Origin of the sequence: Methylobacterium sp. NEAU K, from assembly GCF_030700285.1 — a bacterium.
Classification (GTDB): Bacteria; Pseudomonadota; Alphaproteobacteria; order Rhizobiales; family Beijerinckiaceae; genus Methylobacterium.
On record NZ_JAUYZJ010000045.1, the window covers coordinates 15,051 to 30,754 of the forward strand.

The following is a 15,704-nucleotide window of genomic DNA, read 5'->3' on the forward strand; positions in this document are numbered from 1 at the left end:
GTCAGTACCCCTCGCTGTGAAGCTGCTGGTAAGCCTGCGCCTTCGTCATCCCGGAGCCGACGAGCTGGCCGAACCGATCGCCGGCCGAGACCGCGCCAGGACGGTTCGAGGGTGACGGAGGCGGAAGCGCCGGTGATCCGCCCTGCCCGCCCGCGACTGCGCCCTGCTGCTGCGCGGGGCCGGAGCCGGGGCGGTAATAGGTCCCCTCCCGGATCTGGTTCCCACGGTCGAGGTTCTGCTGCATCCGAAGCTGCGCGGCGTCGATCGCCCGCTGGTAGACCTTCACCCGCAGCGCATGCGGCAGGTTCGAGGAGCCGGCCACGTCGAGCAGGATCTTGCGCTCGCCCTCGGTCGGATTGCCGCCGAAGATGCTCTTGAGGTTCGTCAGGGCGTTCGTCGTGACGAGGTTGTCCAGCTCCTGCGTCGCCTGCCCACGCTCGTTGCCGAACGCACTCGTCAGGTCGCCGCGCTGCTTGGCGTAGGGGCCGCCATAGGCCGTCTTCGACAGTTCCTTGGCCTGCTCCAGGAGCCCGATCGACGACTGCGCCGAGATCACCGCATTGTCGGCCGTGTCGATCGCCTTCTTGTCGCCCGCGGACATGTCGCGATCCGCGCCGACCTTGCCGGTGGCGACGAACGAGCGCCACGAGGGCGAGCCTTCCTGGAGCCCAAGGCCTGGAGCTGCCGCACGCCGAGCCTCGATCTGGGCAGAGATCTTCGCGCCTTCGTCCGCCTTGTCGGTAGCCGGTGCCGTGTAGACGGGCTGCCGCGTGACCGGGTCGAACACCGTGGTCCCGGCCGGGACGTTCGTCAGCTTCGTGTCGTCGGCCCGCGGGGCGACATAGGCCGGCGTGCGCTCCCCGGGGAAGATGACGGCCGAGCCGGGCGACACCGTGGTCGGCGTCAGCGGCTTGCGCAGCTCGTTCTGGTAGTCGAGCAGTGTCCCGTTGAAGCCCTGGCTGCGTGCCAGCATGTAGTTTTTCTGCAGCTCGGGAAGCTTGGTCTGTTCAAGCTCGTTCGCGAGCAGCGACTTCACGACCCCGGACTGCGCATCGGAGAGACCCGGCAGCCCGGCAATCCGCATCAGCACGCCGATCCGCTGCTGCGAGCCCGGAGCGCCGACACCAACGGCCTGGGCGGCGGCTGGAGGGAGCCCCGCCTGCGCGAGGTGCTGCGGGGCCTGAGCCGAAACCTGTGCCCGAGCCTGCGGGGACGGTCCGTCGCCATCCTGGCCCGGCATGGTCATGACGCGAGCGGGCGGCGCCCCGGTGCCCGGCAGCGTAGGCGCGGCCTGCGGGGGAGCATCGATGGAGGCGGACTGCGAGCCACCAAAAGACCCGGGACCGGACAAGAGCGGGGCGCTCTGCTGCGGCTGGAGCAAGCCGCGGGGCTGCGGGCTGCTCAAACCGGCCGGCAGGGATGCGATCGAACCGGGGGCTGCCTGCGGCGAGGCCGGGATCCGGAACTGAGCCTCTTCCGCGCCCGGAGCCGGAAGGTTCGCCTGCATATCCGCGGCGGTCGCGGGGCGCGACGGCGCAGCAGCCTGCGGCACCATCCCCATCCCCTGCTCAAGCGCCTGCGTCTGCGCCTCGTCGTCCGCGAACTGCACGGGCTGCTGAGCGGGTGCTGCGGCGGGCTGCGGCCGACCGGGGTTGAGCCCCTGAACGGGAGCGAGCGGGCGGTTCAGCAGGCTCGGGACCGAGGGGGCGAAGCCGGGATCCGTGCTGGCCGTGCGGATCGGCGCGACCGGTCCCGGAACGCCCTGCCCGCCGCCGCCCATGCCGAAGGACCGACCGAAATCCTGCATCACCTGCCCGGCGGTCTTAGGGCTGCCGTCCTTGTTGAAGAACACAGGGCGGTTGGCCGCGACTTGGTCGGGGTTCACGTAGGCCGAGGCCGGCGCGTTCGGGTTGGAGAGCGTCCCGGCCACGAACCGGCGCCCGCCACCAGCCCCGAAGATGTGCATCGAGTACCGGGTGGCATCGTTCACCGGCAGGCCGGATTTCGCCAGCAGGCCCTCGTTCTCGGCCGTGAACGCCTTGGTCGCGCGAACCATCTGGTCCGGATCCGTGCGCCCGTCCGTGCCGGGGCCGACCGGCGTCAGAGCGAGATCCGGGTACTTCCGGACGACGCCGTTCCAGGTGTCCTTCGTGAACTGACCGAGGCCGCGCGCCGAGGAGCCCGACGCCTGGGCCGTCGGATCGTTGTTCGACTCCCGTTTGAACAGGTTGGCCTGGTAGTCCCCGGACGGTCCGGACTGATCGACGAACGACGGCACGCCGCCTGCAGGCGCGGGGCCGCTGCCAGGAGCGCCGACGGGGCCGCCAGGGCTAAAGCCCCCACCCGCACCGGGGCTGTACATCCCGGCGAGGCCACCGAACGCGGCGTTCGCCTGCGCCGACTGCGCTTGGCTCTGGCCGAGCTTTAGAAGGCCGATGCCGGTCTGAAGATCGCCGGCCTTGAACGCCGTTCCGGCCGCCGCGCCGTAGTCGCCGCCCTGTAGCTGCTCCCCGAGCTTGGACAATGCAGCCTTCTGCTCGTCTCGCTCCACCGCGTCGAAGTAGCCTTTACCGAGCTGGCTGAAGGCGTTGAAATATTCGCCGAACGACATCTGCGCGCTTCCCTCAACCGAACAGCTTGCCGAGGCCGCTCAGAACGTTGCCCGTGACCGGGCTGCTGGCGATGCCACCGAGCATGCCCAACAGGTTGCCGCTGGCCGTCATCTGGTTCTTGGCTTCGGTGTTGGAGTTGTCGACGTATTGGTTCGTGGCATTCTTGATCAGCCCGGCCTCTGCGTTGCCTAGGTTCATCAGGTTGGATCCGACCTGATTGAACGCACCATAGGTGCCCGTACCGTTGCCGACGTTGAGCGCCGACTGGCCGGTTCCGAGATTGGCATCTGCGCCACCGAGCGAAGTGCCGAGGCCGACATTGGAGGTGTTCAAGGCTGAGCCGAGGCCGGTGTAGAGGTTGCCCAAGGCCCCGGCTTGGCTGTCGTACTGTCCGGCCTGCGCATTCGCGAGACCGATGCTGTTGGCGTTAAGCTGGTTCCCCAGGTTCTGGCTGTTGCTGGCGAGCTGATTACCGAGCCCCGTCGAGATGCCGGACAGCGCATTGCCCTGAGCCGTGTCGATCGTGCCGAGCGCGGCACCCCGCTGCGTGTCAAGACCGCTCAGCGATGAGCCATAACCCTGAGCCGCATTGGCGGAGTTCGTCTGGCCTTGCGCATATCCCTGAATACCCGTCGCAAACAGGTTCGACCCGTTCTGCAAATTGCCGACGTACTGCTGATACCCTTGGCTCGCGAGGCCGTTAGCGGTGTTCAGAATGTCAGCAGTCGCATTGCCGCCTGCCAATCCGCCCCGCGCCGCCGCAGAGCGCTGCACGCCTCCGAGGGCCTGATCCAAAGCGTACTGGTAGCCGGGCGACGCGGTGAAGTTCTGGGCAGCCTGTGCCGAGCCAGCGACTCCGTTCGCCCCGATCGCATTCATGTAGTTGGCGAATGCGCTTGAGGCGCCAGACGCCAGCGTTCCGTACGCGCCGGAGGCCGAACCGAGATAAGCCTGCGTGTTGCCGTACTGATCCGTCAGATCCGAGCGCGCCTGCCCATAACCGCCAGAGACGTCGTTCCGCGCTTGGCCGTAATTTGCAGCAATGTCGTTGCGGGCTTGGCCATAATTTGAGGCGAGTTGATCGGCAGCCAGACCGTATTGGTTGGTCAGATCATTCCGGCCTTGGCCATACCCGGAACCCAGCGCTCCCAGTGCCGCGCCGTAGCCAGCGCCGATCGCGTCCTGTGCTTGGCCGCCGTACTGCGTGAGGTTCCCCTGCCCGGTGCTGTACCCCTGATTGAGGTCAACCCGCTGGTTGCCGTAGCCGGTGCCCAAGTTCGACAGGCCCGCGCCATAGCCGGTGTTGAGCGCCGGCAGACCGGAGCCGAGCACATAGTTGTTGGCGGCGGTGTAGTTGTCGCCGAGCGCAGTCGTTCCCTGGATCAGGCCAGTGTTGATGGTCTGTTGATTATTTTTATAAGCGGTCTGCGCAGCCCCGCCCGAAATCGCGTCGAAAATCGACATGGCTTAGTGAACCTTCCGGCTTGAGGGTGAGGGCATGTCGATGGGTGCCGGTGCGAAGGCCGATCGGGGCGCGAGCCAGGCGCAGTCGGCGCTGGTCATGGCCCAGATCTGCGCATCGACGGTGCCGCGGTAGAACTGGCGGGCGGTGCCCTCGTGCTTGAACCGTGCGCGGCGGGCGAGGTCAGAGAGGTCGGGGCGGTCGGCTGGGATCCGGACCACCACGCGCCCCAGGCCGAGGCCGTAGAAGGCCCACCGGCACGCATCGACGACCAAGGTGCGGGTCAGCATGCCCTTCTCGGCGACGACGATCAGTTCCGCCTCGTTGTCGGGGTGCGGGCAGCTCAGGACGAACAGGGCGCCACGGCCGAGGTCCGGCCGAACACACCTGATCCACGTCGCCTCATACCCGAGGCTCCGGCCGGCGATCCCGTGTACCCAGGCCGCAATCTGCTCCGGCCGATCGTCGAACTCTACGACGGCGCGACCAGCCGGCTGCGCATAGGGGCGCAGGTGCTGCGTCATGCGCTCGTGCAGGGTCTGCCGCTGCGGCTGCGCGAACGCCAAAGCGGGATCGATCCCCGCCTCGCGCAAGATCCCCTCAAGGGTCAGATCCGCGCCGCTGGCTGGCTCAAGAGGCTCGTCGACCACGAAGCCCTCGGGCAGATCGGCGCCGCTCATCAGGCGGCCGCCTGCATGGGCTGGCGAGCGCCAGGAGCGGCAGGCGGCGGATCGCGGTCGGGACCGCCAGAGATGATGATCGCAAGACCGGCCGCCAGGGCGCGGCGCGCGGTCTCGGAAAGCCCTCGTGGCTCACCTTGGGCGGCAGCGTCGAGCTGATCCCGCAGGTTGGCGGGAACGCGGAGGTTCAGAACCCGATCTTGAGGCGTGCGCACGTCAAAACTCCCCGAACGAAAGCACTCGCGGAGTAAAGCACGGCTGGTCGGTTTGTGTTACAGCGCCATATTCAGAGCAAACACCCTCAACACTTATAGCATTTACAGCGTTGTCTAGATTGCCACCTGCGACAATAGTGCGCAGTCTTAGCGTCCCATGATATCCTTGAGATGTCGCGAAGGGGCCTGACCCTCATCTGTCACTGGTGGATCAGCCCGCAGGGTTTTGTAGCGGTGCTCTTGGTCTGGCGCCTCATCTTTAAGATCCCCAGCCTGGCGAGCCGCCATCGAGGCAGCTCTCTGGGTTTGGCGATGCTTTTCGACTTCTTCTTCGGTCGGCCCGGCTAGGACCGTGCGTCCGGCGCCGCTGTAGAGATCCCGCATCCGTCCTTCGACCGCATCGGCCGCCGCATCGCCCTCACGCCATAAAGCCATCTCCAAGATCCTCGTGTTGGCCATTTCATAACCCATGTGCGCAGGCGGGTAGTCGAGCCGGTGCGCGCCGAGCGAGGCCAGCGGCCCCTCAATTGGAGTGTCCTGCGCCCCCTCGCGCCACAGGTAGCGGTCGCCAACGAGGTTTAAGGCCGCTCGCATCGCCGCCCGGGTCTCTTCCTCGCTCCGGTCGCGCGCCCGTGCCGCCTTCATGGTGTTGAACAGAACGTCCGCTACCGTTTCAATGATCTGCGCCAGTCCTTGAGAAGCGCGAAGGGCGCGGCGGACTTCGTCTGAAAATATCCCCGGTAGGGGGTCGCCGAGCGCTTGGGCGCGCTCATCAAACGATTGCTCTAGGCGTCGTTCAACTTCTTGCGTGATCGAGCGCCCCCCTGCAGTCGCTGCAGCATCTAGGCGAGCGCGCAACTCAGCCGTCGTCCGCAGGTTCAGCGGCGATCGCTTCGCCTCCGTGTCCGACATCTTGCGCGTCATACAAGCCTCCGTGGCACATGCAGCACTCTGCGTAACACAACAGCAGGTGAACGCAAGGTGCTGGACAAGGCGCCTTGATCGCCCTACACCTTACGTACAGCACGTAACTCTGCGTGCATCGAACGTGAGGCAGCTATGAAAGCTGAACCGGAGCGCACCGGTCGCCGAGCAGGCGACGGCACCCGAGCCCTCAAGCGCATGCGCGCCGGGCTGAACGTGTCGGTCCCGGATTATGCGGATTTCCTTGGGTGCAGCCCCAATCACCTGTGGGGGCTGATCCGCGCCAAGAAGATCAAGGCCGCGATGGTCGACGGGGTCACGTCGATCCCAGCCCATGAGGCTCTGGCCCGTTCCGGCGCTGAGCCGATCGCCGCCTGACCCCCGCTTCCGCGGGCGAGCCCCGCGGGCCGCTCATCCCGCGCCGAAGCGGCCGGCGCTCAGACAGGACCCAGACATGAAGAAACCCGCGCATCGCGGGGCGACGGCGGGTCTCAGAAATGCGTTCTTGGCAGCACGCACTGAGACATATGCCCCAGCCCCCGCGTCCCTTCAAGCCCGAACCCTATCGCATCGCTACGGGCTGACCCCAGCTGTCGCCGCTGTGGTCGCGTCGCACCTCTTCGCGGTGCCCGAGCACTGGAGCTGCCGCTCATGACGGCCGCCCTCACCACCACCACGCGCGCCGGAGACGGCGCGCCCCTCACCCTCGCTTTCGAAGCTGCCGCAGAGGCCGCCGAGATCGCTCGCACCTACAGCGAAACCGCGGCGGCCTTCGCCATGATCGGCGACCGGCGCGGGCTCGCCTACGCCCTCCGGTGCGCCAGTGCCGCGCTCCTCACCGCGAGCCAGGCCGTGGAGACCATGCGCCCCGCTGATGGGGCCAGCCGATGACGACGCCTCACACCCCCCGCCCGGTTTTTAGCTTCAACAGCACCGGCGAAGCCACGAACATCATTGCCGCGAGCCTGCCCCGGCAGCGGCGGCGCGCCATGCAGCGCGTGGCTGCTGACGCCGAGCGCATCACGGATGCGGATAGGAGGTTCTTTGAGCGGTTCCCGCACCGGTCCTACCGCTACCGCCGCGCAGGGCACCCTGAGATGGCGCAGCTCGAAGCCGTCTACGGCGCGCCGATCATCACCGAGCCCGGCTCAGTCCCGTTCATCCTGATCAAGAACCTCGCCCCCGGCGTTCGGATGCGGGCTTTCCTGCCCGGTCCGGACAACGAGGACGGGAGCAGCGCCACCGACGAAGAACTGGCGCTCCTCTGGCATGACCACTGCCGACGCTGCCCCGGCGTGGCCGAGCGCGAGGCGCAGCTTCAGGTCGCTATGCGACTGCCCGGCGGTCCCCTGCACGAAGGGGGCATCTGATGTCGGCCGCCCCTGTGCCCATTCCGGTCCCGCCGGAGCTGTTCGCCATCCTACGGGCGGACCTCCGATACTTCGACTGGCGCCCCGAGCGACGGCACCGCCTGCGCCTCGCTGGCGCATGCGAGATTGAAGAGGCCCGCCGCAAAGTCGGCCTCGTCCTGCCGCCTCCGGGCGTGCGGGTGTTCTGCGGGATCCACCGGCTGTCGCCGGGCAGCGTCCACCGCGTGATCGGCTTCGCCATCGACGTGGGCGAGGTGGACTTCGACGAGAAGACTGCCGCGCGGGCCTATGCCCGGCTCAACCCGCAGGATGTGACGACGCACCCTGCCGAAGCAGACCTGTGGCACGCCGTGCCCTCCCCGCGCGCGATCGGCGGGTAGCGCATGACAGTGACGCCGCCCGTCCCCTCAGGCGTTCCGGGGCTCACCTCGACGCAAGTCCGCGCGCAGCTCGCGCGGATGGGATGGACGGGTGCGCTCCCGATCCACTCGCACGACGGCGGCCACTCCTCCCGCGGCAAGGCCCCCGGCATCACGGGGTGGCAGCGGCGGGCCATGTACGAAGGCCCCGAGACCACCGCGGAGGATCTGAAAGCCTGGGAGCGGAAAGAGCGGCAATGGCCGGGCACTGGCATCGCCTGCGGGAACGTGGTCGCGATCGATGCGGATTTCGCGACCGATGCCGCCTTGGCTGAGACCGTGACCGCGCTGGCCGTCGAAGTGCTCGGCGAAACCCCGTTCGTCCGCCAAGGGCAGGCTCCGAAGGTCGCGCTGATCTACCGGGCCGCCGAGGCGATGCCGAGCGTCCATCTGAAAGCCGCCGACGGCTCCAATGACGGCCTCGACGTGCTCTGCCAGGGAACGCAATTCGTTGCCTACGGCGTGCATCACAAGACGCTCAAGCCCTACGCATGGATCGGGGCTGAAAGCCCGCTGACAGCCGGACCAGACGAAGCCCCCGAGATCACGCAGGCCCAGGTAGATGAGTTCGTGACCCGCGTGCGCGGCGTCGTTGAACTCAACGGGACCGGAGGCCGGAAGGGCCAGCGCGGAGGCGGCGGCGGACAGATCGTCCGCGGGGCTGACGGGCGGGTGACGGATGGCCGGGAATACCACCTGACGCGCGTGGTCTACTCGACGGCGCTCGCTATGAAGGGCGAGGGCGAGGAGATCACCACCGCGTCGCTCGCTGCGCGTGCCTGGACCGCCTTCGCCGCGTCGACCGTGCTGGATGATGGCCGCTGGTCGCCGGAGATGGCGCGGATCAAGGCCGCCGCGCTCCTCGACCGGGTGCGCCGGGGCTTCGTCAGCCTCGACCCGGAGCCGCAGGACTGCGCCGAGGCCATCGAGCCGACCTATCCCGACACGCGGGTTTCCGTCGCCGAGGCCGAGACCGCTACCGCCGCCATCGTGACCGGGTTCTTCGGCGAGCACGTGCCGGCCTGGAAAGCCGAAATGGCGCAGTGGAAGGTTGAGGCCGACGAGGCCAAGGAGCGCGGCCAGGACGAGCCGGACAAGCCTATCCCGGTGTCATGGGCCGCCCGCGTCGAGACCGCGATCGGCAAGACTGCGCTCGCCATCAAGGGCGCCGCCCAGGCCGCCAAGGACGGCGCGAGCATCGTCTACGCCGCCCCGATGCACAGCCTGCTCGCCGAACTGGCCGAGCGGTTCGCGGCCGAGGGCGTCGAGGCGCGGGTTTATCGCGGCTACACGTCGCCGGATCCGGATGCGCCGGACGTGATGATGTGCCTGGACATCCCTGCGATGCAGGACGCCCGCGATGCGGTGCGGCCGATCCCCTCGACGGTGTGCGAGCGGAAGGCGGACGGACAGAAGCTTTACTGTCAGTTTCACGACCGCTGCGGGATGGAGCGGCAGCGCCAAGCGAAGTCCGCTGTTTGGCTCGTACCGCATGCCCTGCTGTTCCAGGGCCGCCCCGGCGCGATTCCCGCCCCTGACGCGCTGGTGATTGATGAAGGCGTGACCATGGGCGCCTTGCCGGACAAGCCGGCTCGCATGTCGTTCGACGCGATCGAGCGCGCGCCCGTCGAGCCGAACGAGAAGGCCCCACTGTTCACCAACGCCGCCAACGACCTCGAATTCGCACGGGCGAACCTGCTGCGCGGCCTGCGCGATCATCACGACGACGGTCCGCTACAGCGTGAGATCCTGCTGCGGCACGGCCTCACCGCCACCGCGGCAGCCGAGGCCTACAAGATGGAATGGGGCCGCCTGCGGGATCCCGGCATCAGCCCCGGCATGGACGCCAAGGCGCGGAAGGCGTGCGCCGGAGCCGTCGGCCAGCATAACCAAGACGCTAAGGGCCTCGCCGGCATCTGGAATGAGCTGCGCGCCTTCCTTACCGGTCACGCCGAGGAGTCCGGCCGCCTGTCCGTTCGGTACGACGAGGAAGCCGAGAGCCGCGTCGTTGAGCGGCGGTCGCTCGACACGGTGCGCGCCAGTTGGGCCGCCCCTGCGCTGCTCCTCGACGCCACCCTTCCCGACGCCTCTCTCCTAGAGCCCGTGGTCGGGCATCGCGTCGAGGTGAAGGCCGACATCACCGCCCGATGGAGCCCGCACGTGAAGGTTCGTCAGATCCTCGCCGCGCCAGTCACGGCGCGCAAGCTCGGCATCATCGGATCCGACGAGGAGGCCGACCCCGAGACCGTCGGCTCACCCAAGCGGGTCATCACCGACCTGATGCGCCTTATCCGCCTGCGCGCCGCGCTGGTGTGGCCGCGCGTCGTCGTCGTCATCGGCCCGATGCGGCTGGTGGAGGTGCTGACCGATGCGGGCCTGCCCGAGAACGTCGAGACCGCCCACTTCGGCGCCGTCGCCGGGATTGATCGTTGGTCGACGGCCGCCGGCCTGATCTGTGTCGGCCGCCTGCAGCCAGGCCCCGGCATTACCGAGCCCTTGGCCGGCATCATCACCGGCACAGTACCCCGCGCCATCCCGCCGAACCCCAAGGGTGGCGGTCGCTGGTATCCGCGGGTTTCCGGAGCCGTTCGCCTCGCGTCTGGCCAGGGCGTGCGTGTCGAGCGGGGCGAGCACCCTGACAACATGGTCGAGGCCCTGCGCTGGCAGATCACCGAGGCCGGGCTGATCCAGGCCATTGGCCGGTTGCGCGCCCTGCGCCGCGGACCTGACGCCCCCGCCTTCCTCGACATCATCAACGACGTGCCGCTGCCGATCAGCGTGGACGGCACCCCGACGTGGGACGACGCCAAGCCCGGTGCGTGGGCCGAGATGGCGACCGAGGGCGTGCTGCTGGAGAGCGCCGCCGACATCATGGCCTGCTTCCCCGAGGAAGCGCCGACGCGGAAGACGGCGCGCGAGATGACCCTTCCGACGCTGGCCCTAACATCTATAAGGGATATATCTATAGACGTTAGGGCCAGCGTCAGACGCGCCACCTACAAGCGCCTTGGCCGGTTCCCGCAGGCATCCGCCGTCCTGCTGCCGAACGCTCCCGCCGACCTGAAATCCTGGCTCTCGGACCGCCTTGGCGCGATCGAGTGGGTGAAGATCGAGGAGCCCGAGGCGCCCAAGGAAGCCGTCCCGCAGCCTACGCCCGCCACCGTCACCCGCTGGCCGCGTTGCGCCGACCTCGCTCCCGAGTTGGCTGCCGCCTACCGCCTCGTGGTCGACGTGCCTGCGCCGACACCCGCACCGCTCATCCCCGTCATCCCAGAGATCGTCCGCTGGATCCCGCCACCGACTCGCTGCCGGCCAGTCCTACGTGTGGTCGCTCTGGAGGCCGCAGAATGATCCGCCCTTGCGATCAGTTCGGGCCGTGGGTTGCTGGCCTCGACCACGCCGAGCAGCGTGCGAGGCTCCGGGCCATGCGCGCCCTCGCCCGCGTTCACTGCGGGCCGCGCGGCGCCGACCTCTGCCGCTTGTTGGCCAAAGCCGAGACTGACCCGGCCGCGTTGGAACCAGCCTTGGCCGCGCTCGACCGCCTTCCCTCAAACGACCGCCGGCACGTGCTGGCGTCCTACAGCGCCCGCGCCCGCGCAGCCTGAAAGGAACCGCCCATGTGGAATGTCGTCCAGTTCCCGGCCAACCGGATCCGAGACAGATCCTCAGGTGTCCGCGTCGCTCGCATCACCGATCACTGGTTCATCGAGCGGCTAGAGGCCGGCGGCATCACCGATCGCCGCCCCGTGCCTTCCGAGACCGACGCCCGCCGCATCGCGGCGCGCATCAGCCGCCGAGACAGGGTGCCGTTGCTGCCAACGTGTCAGCACCGCCGCCCCTGGCACACGGCCGGACATCACACCCCCGACGACGCAGCCTGAAAGGAGCCACCATGTCGAACATCATCGCCCTGCCGACGCACCCGCAGAAGCCGATACCGACGGCGCACTATGAGACGGTCGCCAGCTACGGCGAGACCGGCCCCGTCGCCGTCTCCCTTCTCCGGCGCCTCGATGCCCCCGCCGGGCTGATCCATGTTGCCGTGCTCGGGCCTCTGCAGGGCGTCGAGATCATCGCCAGCTTGCCGGACAACGACCAGGGCCGCGGAATCGCCGGCCTCGTGGGTCCTGCCGCATTGCGTGCCGTCGAGCTGTCGGAGATCGAATTCGCTGCTCAGCCGGAGGCCTGCTGATGTCCGAGACCGACCGCATGCCCCACCCCGGCCGCACGTCGGCCGAGCGCCGCGCCCTCGACCGCATCGGCTGCGGCGAGCCTCCGGGGTGTTCTCCGAAGACCCTGCGCCGTCTGCTCGACGACGGCCTGCTGATCGACCAGGGCGGCGAGGTCAGGCGCGACGCCCTCGGATCCTACCAGGTGCCGTCCTACGTGATGCCGCTCGCGGTCCACTATCAGTGGTGCAGCGCCGTCGCCTTCACTGACGAGGAGATGGCCGCGTTCGAGGCCGAGCTGGAGGCGCAGGCATGAGCGACGCCTTCGCTCTAGCAGTGTTTGAAGAAGCGGTAGGTGTCCGGGGCACGCATCCATTTGAATTCGGCGGTCAGACCGCCCTGGCTCTTGATCCACGCCTTTATGTCGGCGGGATAGCCGTCCCACATCACCTCCGTCCCGTACTGCTTGTGTGCGCGATGGAAGCCGAAGGCGGCCTCCGGCGTCACACAGATCCGATCTCGCGGGACGTGGCCAAGAAGGGTCGTGCAGGCGGACTGGCAACTGCCCACCACCCGGACCTTCTTGCCGTTCTCAGCCAGCGTCGACCACATGCTGTCGTACTGCGCGACCGAGCCGCCGTGGTTGTCCGATACGTCGATCGTGTCGCCGTTGTCCTGCAATCCCGACATCGGGCTAGGCCCACCGCGACGGGCTTCCGCGCCGGCGCCAAGGGCCAAAGCGAGTGTTGTTCCGATGATCAACCTCATCAGCAGGCGTTGCTGCAATCGCGAGCCACGAGCCATGTAGACGCTCCATTCCGATGCGCGAGACTATGCGTGTCGCCGTCGTCCCGGCAACGCTCATGACCACCGCCAGCATTCTCGCCCTCGTGCAAAGCATCGAGCGTCACGATCCCGACGCGCCAGGCGCCCTCGCCTTTCGCTCGGCTCTACACCGTAAGGGCATTGAGGCCGACCATGCTGGTGGTCTGGCGATCCTCAATGAACTGCTCTCCGCCGTCGCCCATACCGAGCCGAAGCGCGCCGATGTCAGAACTATGATCGCTCGGTCCGCTTGGGCTGATCTACTGCCAGGGCCGAACAGGAGGACACGCTCATGACTGTGGCCGCCCTTAACCATTCGCTAACCATACCGCAGCAACCTGACGGCCGGATGGAGCGCGACATCCATTCGCTCTTGAGGAGCCCTGCCGCACGTTCGACTGCGGCGGGGTTTTCCCCGTTAGGCCGAGGGCTCGGTCGATGACGCCGCGCGAGATCTCCGCCTTCAACGTCGGCATCGAGACCGCCCGCCAGATGGCGCTCACTGCCGCGGTGACGATCGAGGTGCGCGACGACGCCGGGGCTGTCCGCCAGCAGGCCGCGGCCGCCGCGCTGCAGGGGCTCGCCGAGGGGCTGCGCACTCTGGCCCAACCGTCAGAGGAACCGCAGTCGTGAAACCTGATAGCCGGTGCTATCTATCTTCAACCTGTTTTCATCCTGATCTTTACAGGACAGCCAACGACGGGACGGCCGCGTGATGCCGAAGGAAGAAGGCCAGTTCGAGCAGGGCAGGAGCGGCAACCCTGCCGGCCGCCCCAAAGGTGCGCGCAACCGCGCGACCGCCGCTTTGGAGAAGATCCTCGACGGCGACGCCGAAGCGATCCTGAGGAAGGCCGTGGAGATGGCAAAGGACGGCGATCCGGTCGCCATGCGCCTGTGCCTCGACCGCCTCATCCCGGTCCGCCGCGACAGGCCCATCACCTTCACGCTGCCGCCGATCAACAAGCCGGCGGACCTCACCCGGGCGACCCACGCCCTGATGCAAGGCGTTGCTGCCGGCGAGATCACTCCGAGCGAAGCGGCCGAGCTGTCGAAGCTGGTCGATGCGCACGTGAACGCCATCAAGACGGCGGATCTGGCCGAACGCCTCGCCCGGATCGAGGAGGGCGCGCTGTCATGATCGTCAATCTGGAACGCCGCATCCGGAAGATCGAGGCGCGCCGCATCGAAGCCGATCCCGCCCTCAAGGCCATGCCTGACGACGAGTTGGCGCAGGCCCTCCGCGAAGCGTCCGAAGACCCGTCCGACCACGCCTTGGCCGATTGGTTTCAGGCCGGGTGCATAGAGCCACTGCCGGTCGGCGCTTTCGACAGCTTGCAGAGGAGCCTCTGACGATGGCCACCAGCAGTTTCGAGACCCGCCTGCGCCGGATCGAGGTCCGCCGCATCTTCAGAGGCGAGATCGCCAGCTCCAGCGACCGGCAGCTCATGGCGTTCATCCGTAGCGGCTACGCCGATCTACGGGCCGAGCACGGCAGCCTCGCCGAGGCGGCTTGGCACCTGCGCGAGACCGGGGACGCCGGAGACGCCGCCCTCGCCACCCTGATTGAGGAAGACATCGGAGGCCCAGATGCGCGGTACCATTGAGGCCCGGCTGGCCAAGGCCGAGCAGCGGTTCCGTCACCGGATCCAGGGCGTTCACCGCTACACCGACGACGAGCTGCAAGAGCTGATCGTGGTCCTCAGGCAGGCTGAGGAAGGCGAAGCCCTCGACCCGGACCGTGAGGAATGGGCCGTCGGACTGCTGCATCGTGAGGGGTTTATCCCCTGACCGGAGACCGGCCATGAGCATCATTGACCTGGAGCGCCGCCTTGCGCGCATCGAGGCCGGCCGCCGCACAGGCGCACCGGCCGCCATCCTTTCGGATCACCCGATCGACGACGTAGCCGGCGACCTCGCCGCGGCCGACGCCTTCGCGAACTGGCAGCGCTGGGTCGCACAGGGCAAGGCCACGGTCAGCAACGGCGTGCTTTGCCTCATCAGCCCCGAGATGACGGGCGACGAGTGGGCAGCGCGGTTCGTTACCGAGCACTGAGTCTGCCGTCGAGCATCCCCATCCTCACCACAGGACCGAAGTGGGAGCGGTGAGCGGAAGCCGAAAACCACCGCGCTGCGCAGATTGGGCGCCGGCGATCAATCTGAGCGTGGCGTGCGATCTACGACAATTGAGATTTAAGATGTTCTTGAATATTACCCGTCTGGGGAGTCTTATCAGCGAGAACTTTTGCCAGCATATTTGCAATATGCGAGCGTAATTTATAATTGTTTAGATCTGAGATTACTTCGCCACATGCCGGCAGCGGATCAACTGTCGCAAGCATAGTCAACCCCTAAGATCCAGGCCATAAAATCAATAAATCGTTCATAAACATGTGTTAGTTTGTGTGACAAAGACGCCAAGATACTGAATAGGGCATTTTTTAAAGGTGGTGACAAGTCGGAATACGTACCAAAACGGCCAAACGGATATCTTTATTCCGCTCCGTAGCGCCCCTAGGGTCTGAACTCAATCAGCTTGGCCGTGATGATGTCCGAGAAGGGTGGCGAGCGGACGCTCAAATGCTACGGTTAGCCAGTGATCGTCCCGATTGGGTATCTGTCATGTTACTGTATCTAATTCCATATGTCGCGCTTTTGTTGCTAATATTTGGTTTCGCCGTTGGCTATCGTAAAGGTAAGCAGCGACCAAGATTAGGGTTAAAATCGCCGCTGAGTTTATTTTTAATCATATTAGCAGCAATAATATTTACTAAGGCTATAGACAAGAATGGATTTTCTGGCAATGCAGGGCATATCATATTCTTGATAAGCTCTTGCCTACTTTATGCTTCTCTTTGGATCGGAGCTTCAATCGGAGGCTGGGCAAGTAAATTTGGTCACCGAAAAGTTTCCTGAGTTGCAACGTCCATGACAAGGCCGCAATTCTGCTTCCACACTCAACCTGACCGTCCGCAATGGGTCGAAAGCGGGCGGCCCTCCCAGGGTCAAGCTGATTAGGTTTTGACCCTAG

At 66.7% G+C, this 15,704-nt stretch carries 18 protein-coding genes; 13 read left to right on the forward strand and 5 right to left on the reverse strand.

Annotated features, from left to right (window positions below; translation table 11 throughout):
* Nucleotide 1: 1 nt before the first annotated feature.
* The 4 genes from Q8W67_RS24180 to Q8W67_RS24195 all read right to left on the reverse strand — a co-directional run bounded on the left by Q8W67_RS24180 (nt 2) and on the right by Q8W67_RS24195 (nt 5,893).
* Complete coding sequence (locus Q8W67_RS24180) at nt 2–2,611, reverse strand: hypothetical protein (protein WP_305550401.1); 2,610 nt, start codon at nt 2,609–2,611, stop codon at nt 2–4.
* A 13-nt stretch (nt 2,612–2,624) separates the two neighbouring features.
* The gene (locus Q8W67_RS24185; RefSeq protein ID WP_305550402.1) at nt 2,625–4,076 is read right to left on the reverse strand and encodes a hypothetical protein; all 1,452 of its coding nucleotides are present in this window, start codon (nt 4,074–4,076) and stop codon (nt 2,625–2,627) included.
* 3 nt (nt 4,077–4,079) lie between these two features.
* Nucleotides 4,080–4,754: a hypothetical protein gene (locus Q8W67_RS24190; protein ID WP_305550403.1), complete on the reverse strand. Its 675-nt coding sequence runs from the start codon at nt 4,752–4,754 to the stop codon at nt 4,080–4,082.
* Nucleotides 4,755–5,116: 362 nt separating this feature from the next.
* Nucleotides 5,117–5,893 carry a hypothetical protein gene (locus tag Q8W67_RS24195; protein ID WP_305550404.1) on the reverse strand — a complete coding sequence of 259 codons (777 nt, stop codon included), beginning with the start codon at nt 5,891–5,893 and terminating at the stop codon, nt 5,117–5,119.
* Nucleotides 5,894–6,028: 135 nt separating this feature from the next.
* Here Q8W67_RS24195 and Q8W67_RS24200 point away from each other — a divergent pair, with 135 nt between their 5' ends.
* From Q8W67_RS24200 to Q8W67_RS24230, 7 genes are all read left to right on the forward strand, one after another.
* Nucleotides 6,029–6,271 (forward strand): hypothetical protein, encoded by a 243-nt coding sequence (locus Q8W67_RS24200; RefSeq protein ID WP_305550405.1) that lies wholly within the window; start codon nt 6,029–6,031, stop codon nt 6,269–6,271.
* A gap of 273 nt (nt 6,272–6,544) precedes the next feature.
* Entirely contained in the window at nt 6,545–6,784 is a 240-nt protein-coding gene (locus Q8W67_RS24205; protein WP_305550406.1) for a hypothetical protein, read from the forward strand.
* Nucleotides 6,781–7,263, forward strand: a complete 483-nt coding sequence (locus Q8W67_RS24210; protein WP_305550407.1) for a hypothetical protein — start codon at nt 6,781–6,783, stop codon at nt 7,261–7,263. The genes Q8W67_RS24205 and Q8W67_RS24210 overlap by 4 nt, the downstream gene beginning before the upstream one ends.
* The gene (locus Q8W67_RS24215) at nt 7,263–7,643 is read left to right on the forward strand and encodes a hypothetical protein (RefSeq protein ID WP_305550408.1); all 381 of its coding nucleotides are present in this window, start codon (nt 7,263–7,265) and stop codon (nt 7,641–7,643) included. Before Q8W67_RS24210 ends, Q8W67_RS24215 begins: the two co-directional genes overlap by 1 nt.
* Before the next feature lie 3 nt (nt 7,644–7,646).
* Nucleotides 7,647–11,033: a bifunctional DNA primase/polymerase gene (locus tag Q8W67_RS24220; protein WP_305550409.1), complete on the forward strand. Its 3,387-nt coding sequence runs from the start codon at nt 7,647–7,649 to the stop codon at nt 11,031–11,033.
* A gap of 541 nt (nt 11,034–11,574) precedes the next feature.
* Nucleotides 11,575–11,874, forward strand: a complete 300-nt coding sequence (locus Q8W67_RS24225; protein ID WP_305550410.1) for a hypothetical protein — start codon at nt 11,575–11,577, stop codon at nt 11,872–11,874.
* Nucleotides 11,874–12,167, forward strand: coding sequence for a hypothetical protein (locus tag Q8W67_RS24230; RefSeq protein WP_305550411.1), 294 nt, complete (start codon nt 11,874–11,876; stop codon nt 12,165–12,167). The genes Q8W67_RS24225 and Q8W67_RS24230 overlap by 1 nt, the downstream gene beginning before the upstream one ends.
* 14 nt (nt 12,168–12,181) lie before the next feature.
* On the opposite strand, the gene Q8W67_RS24235 is transcribed toward Q8W67_RS24230, so the two are convergent.
* Nucleotides 12,182–12,655 carry a hypothetical protein gene (locus tag Q8W67_RS24235; RefSeq protein ID WP_305550412.1) on the reverse strand — a complete coding sequence of 158 codons (474 nt, stop codon included), beginning with the start codon at nt 12,653–12,655 and terminating at the stop codon, nt 12,182–12,184.
* A 459-nt stretch (nt 12,656–13,114) separates the two neighbouring features.
* On the opposite strand from Q8W67_RS24235, the gene Q8W67_RS24240 reads away from it, so the two are divergent.
* The 6 genes from Q8W67_RS24240 (at nt 13,115) to Q8W67_RS24265 (ending at nt 14,729) form a co-directional block, all read left to right on the forward strand.
* On the forward strand, nt 13,115–13,309 hold the full coding sequence (locus Q8W67_RS24240; protein WP_305550413.1) for a hypothetical protein: 195 nt from the start codon (nt 13,115–13,117) through the stop codon (nt 13,307–13,309).
* A gap of 82 nt (nt 13,310–13,391) precedes the next feature.
* Nucleotides 13,392–13,814: a DUF5681 domain-containing protein gene (locus Q8W67_RS24245; RefSeq protein WP_305550414.1), complete on the forward strand. Its 423-nt coding sequence runs from the start codon at nt 13,392–13,394 to the stop codon at nt 13,812–13,814.
* On the forward strand, nt 13,811–14,026 hold the full coding sequence (locus Q8W67_RS24250; protein WP_305550415.1) for a hypothetical protein: 216 nt from the start codon (nt 13,811–13,813) through the stop codon (nt 14,024–14,026). The genes Q8W67_RS24245 and Q8W67_RS24250 overlap by 4 nt, the downstream gene beginning before the upstream one ends.
* Nucleotides 14,027–14,028: 2 nt before the next feature.
* A complete protein-coding gene (locus Q8W67_RS24255) occupies nt 14,029–14,280 on the forward strand; it encodes a hypothetical protein (protein WP_305550416.1) in 252 nt (83 codons plus the stop codon).
* Nucleotides 14,264–14,464, forward strand: a complete 201-nt coding sequence (locus Q8W67_RS24260; protein ID WP_305550417.1) for a hypothetical protein — start codon at nt 14,264–14,266, stop codon at nt 14,462–14,464. The genes Q8W67_RS24255 and Q8W67_RS24260 overlap by 17 nt, the downstream gene beginning before the upstream one ends.
* A gap of 13 nt (nt 14,465–14,477) precedes the next feature.
* Entirely contained in the window at nt 14,478–14,729 is a 252-nt protein-coding gene (locus tag Q8W67_RS24265) for a hypothetical protein (protein WP_305550418.1), read from the forward strand.
* The last annotated feature ends 975 nt before the right edge of the window (nt 14,730–15,704 follow it).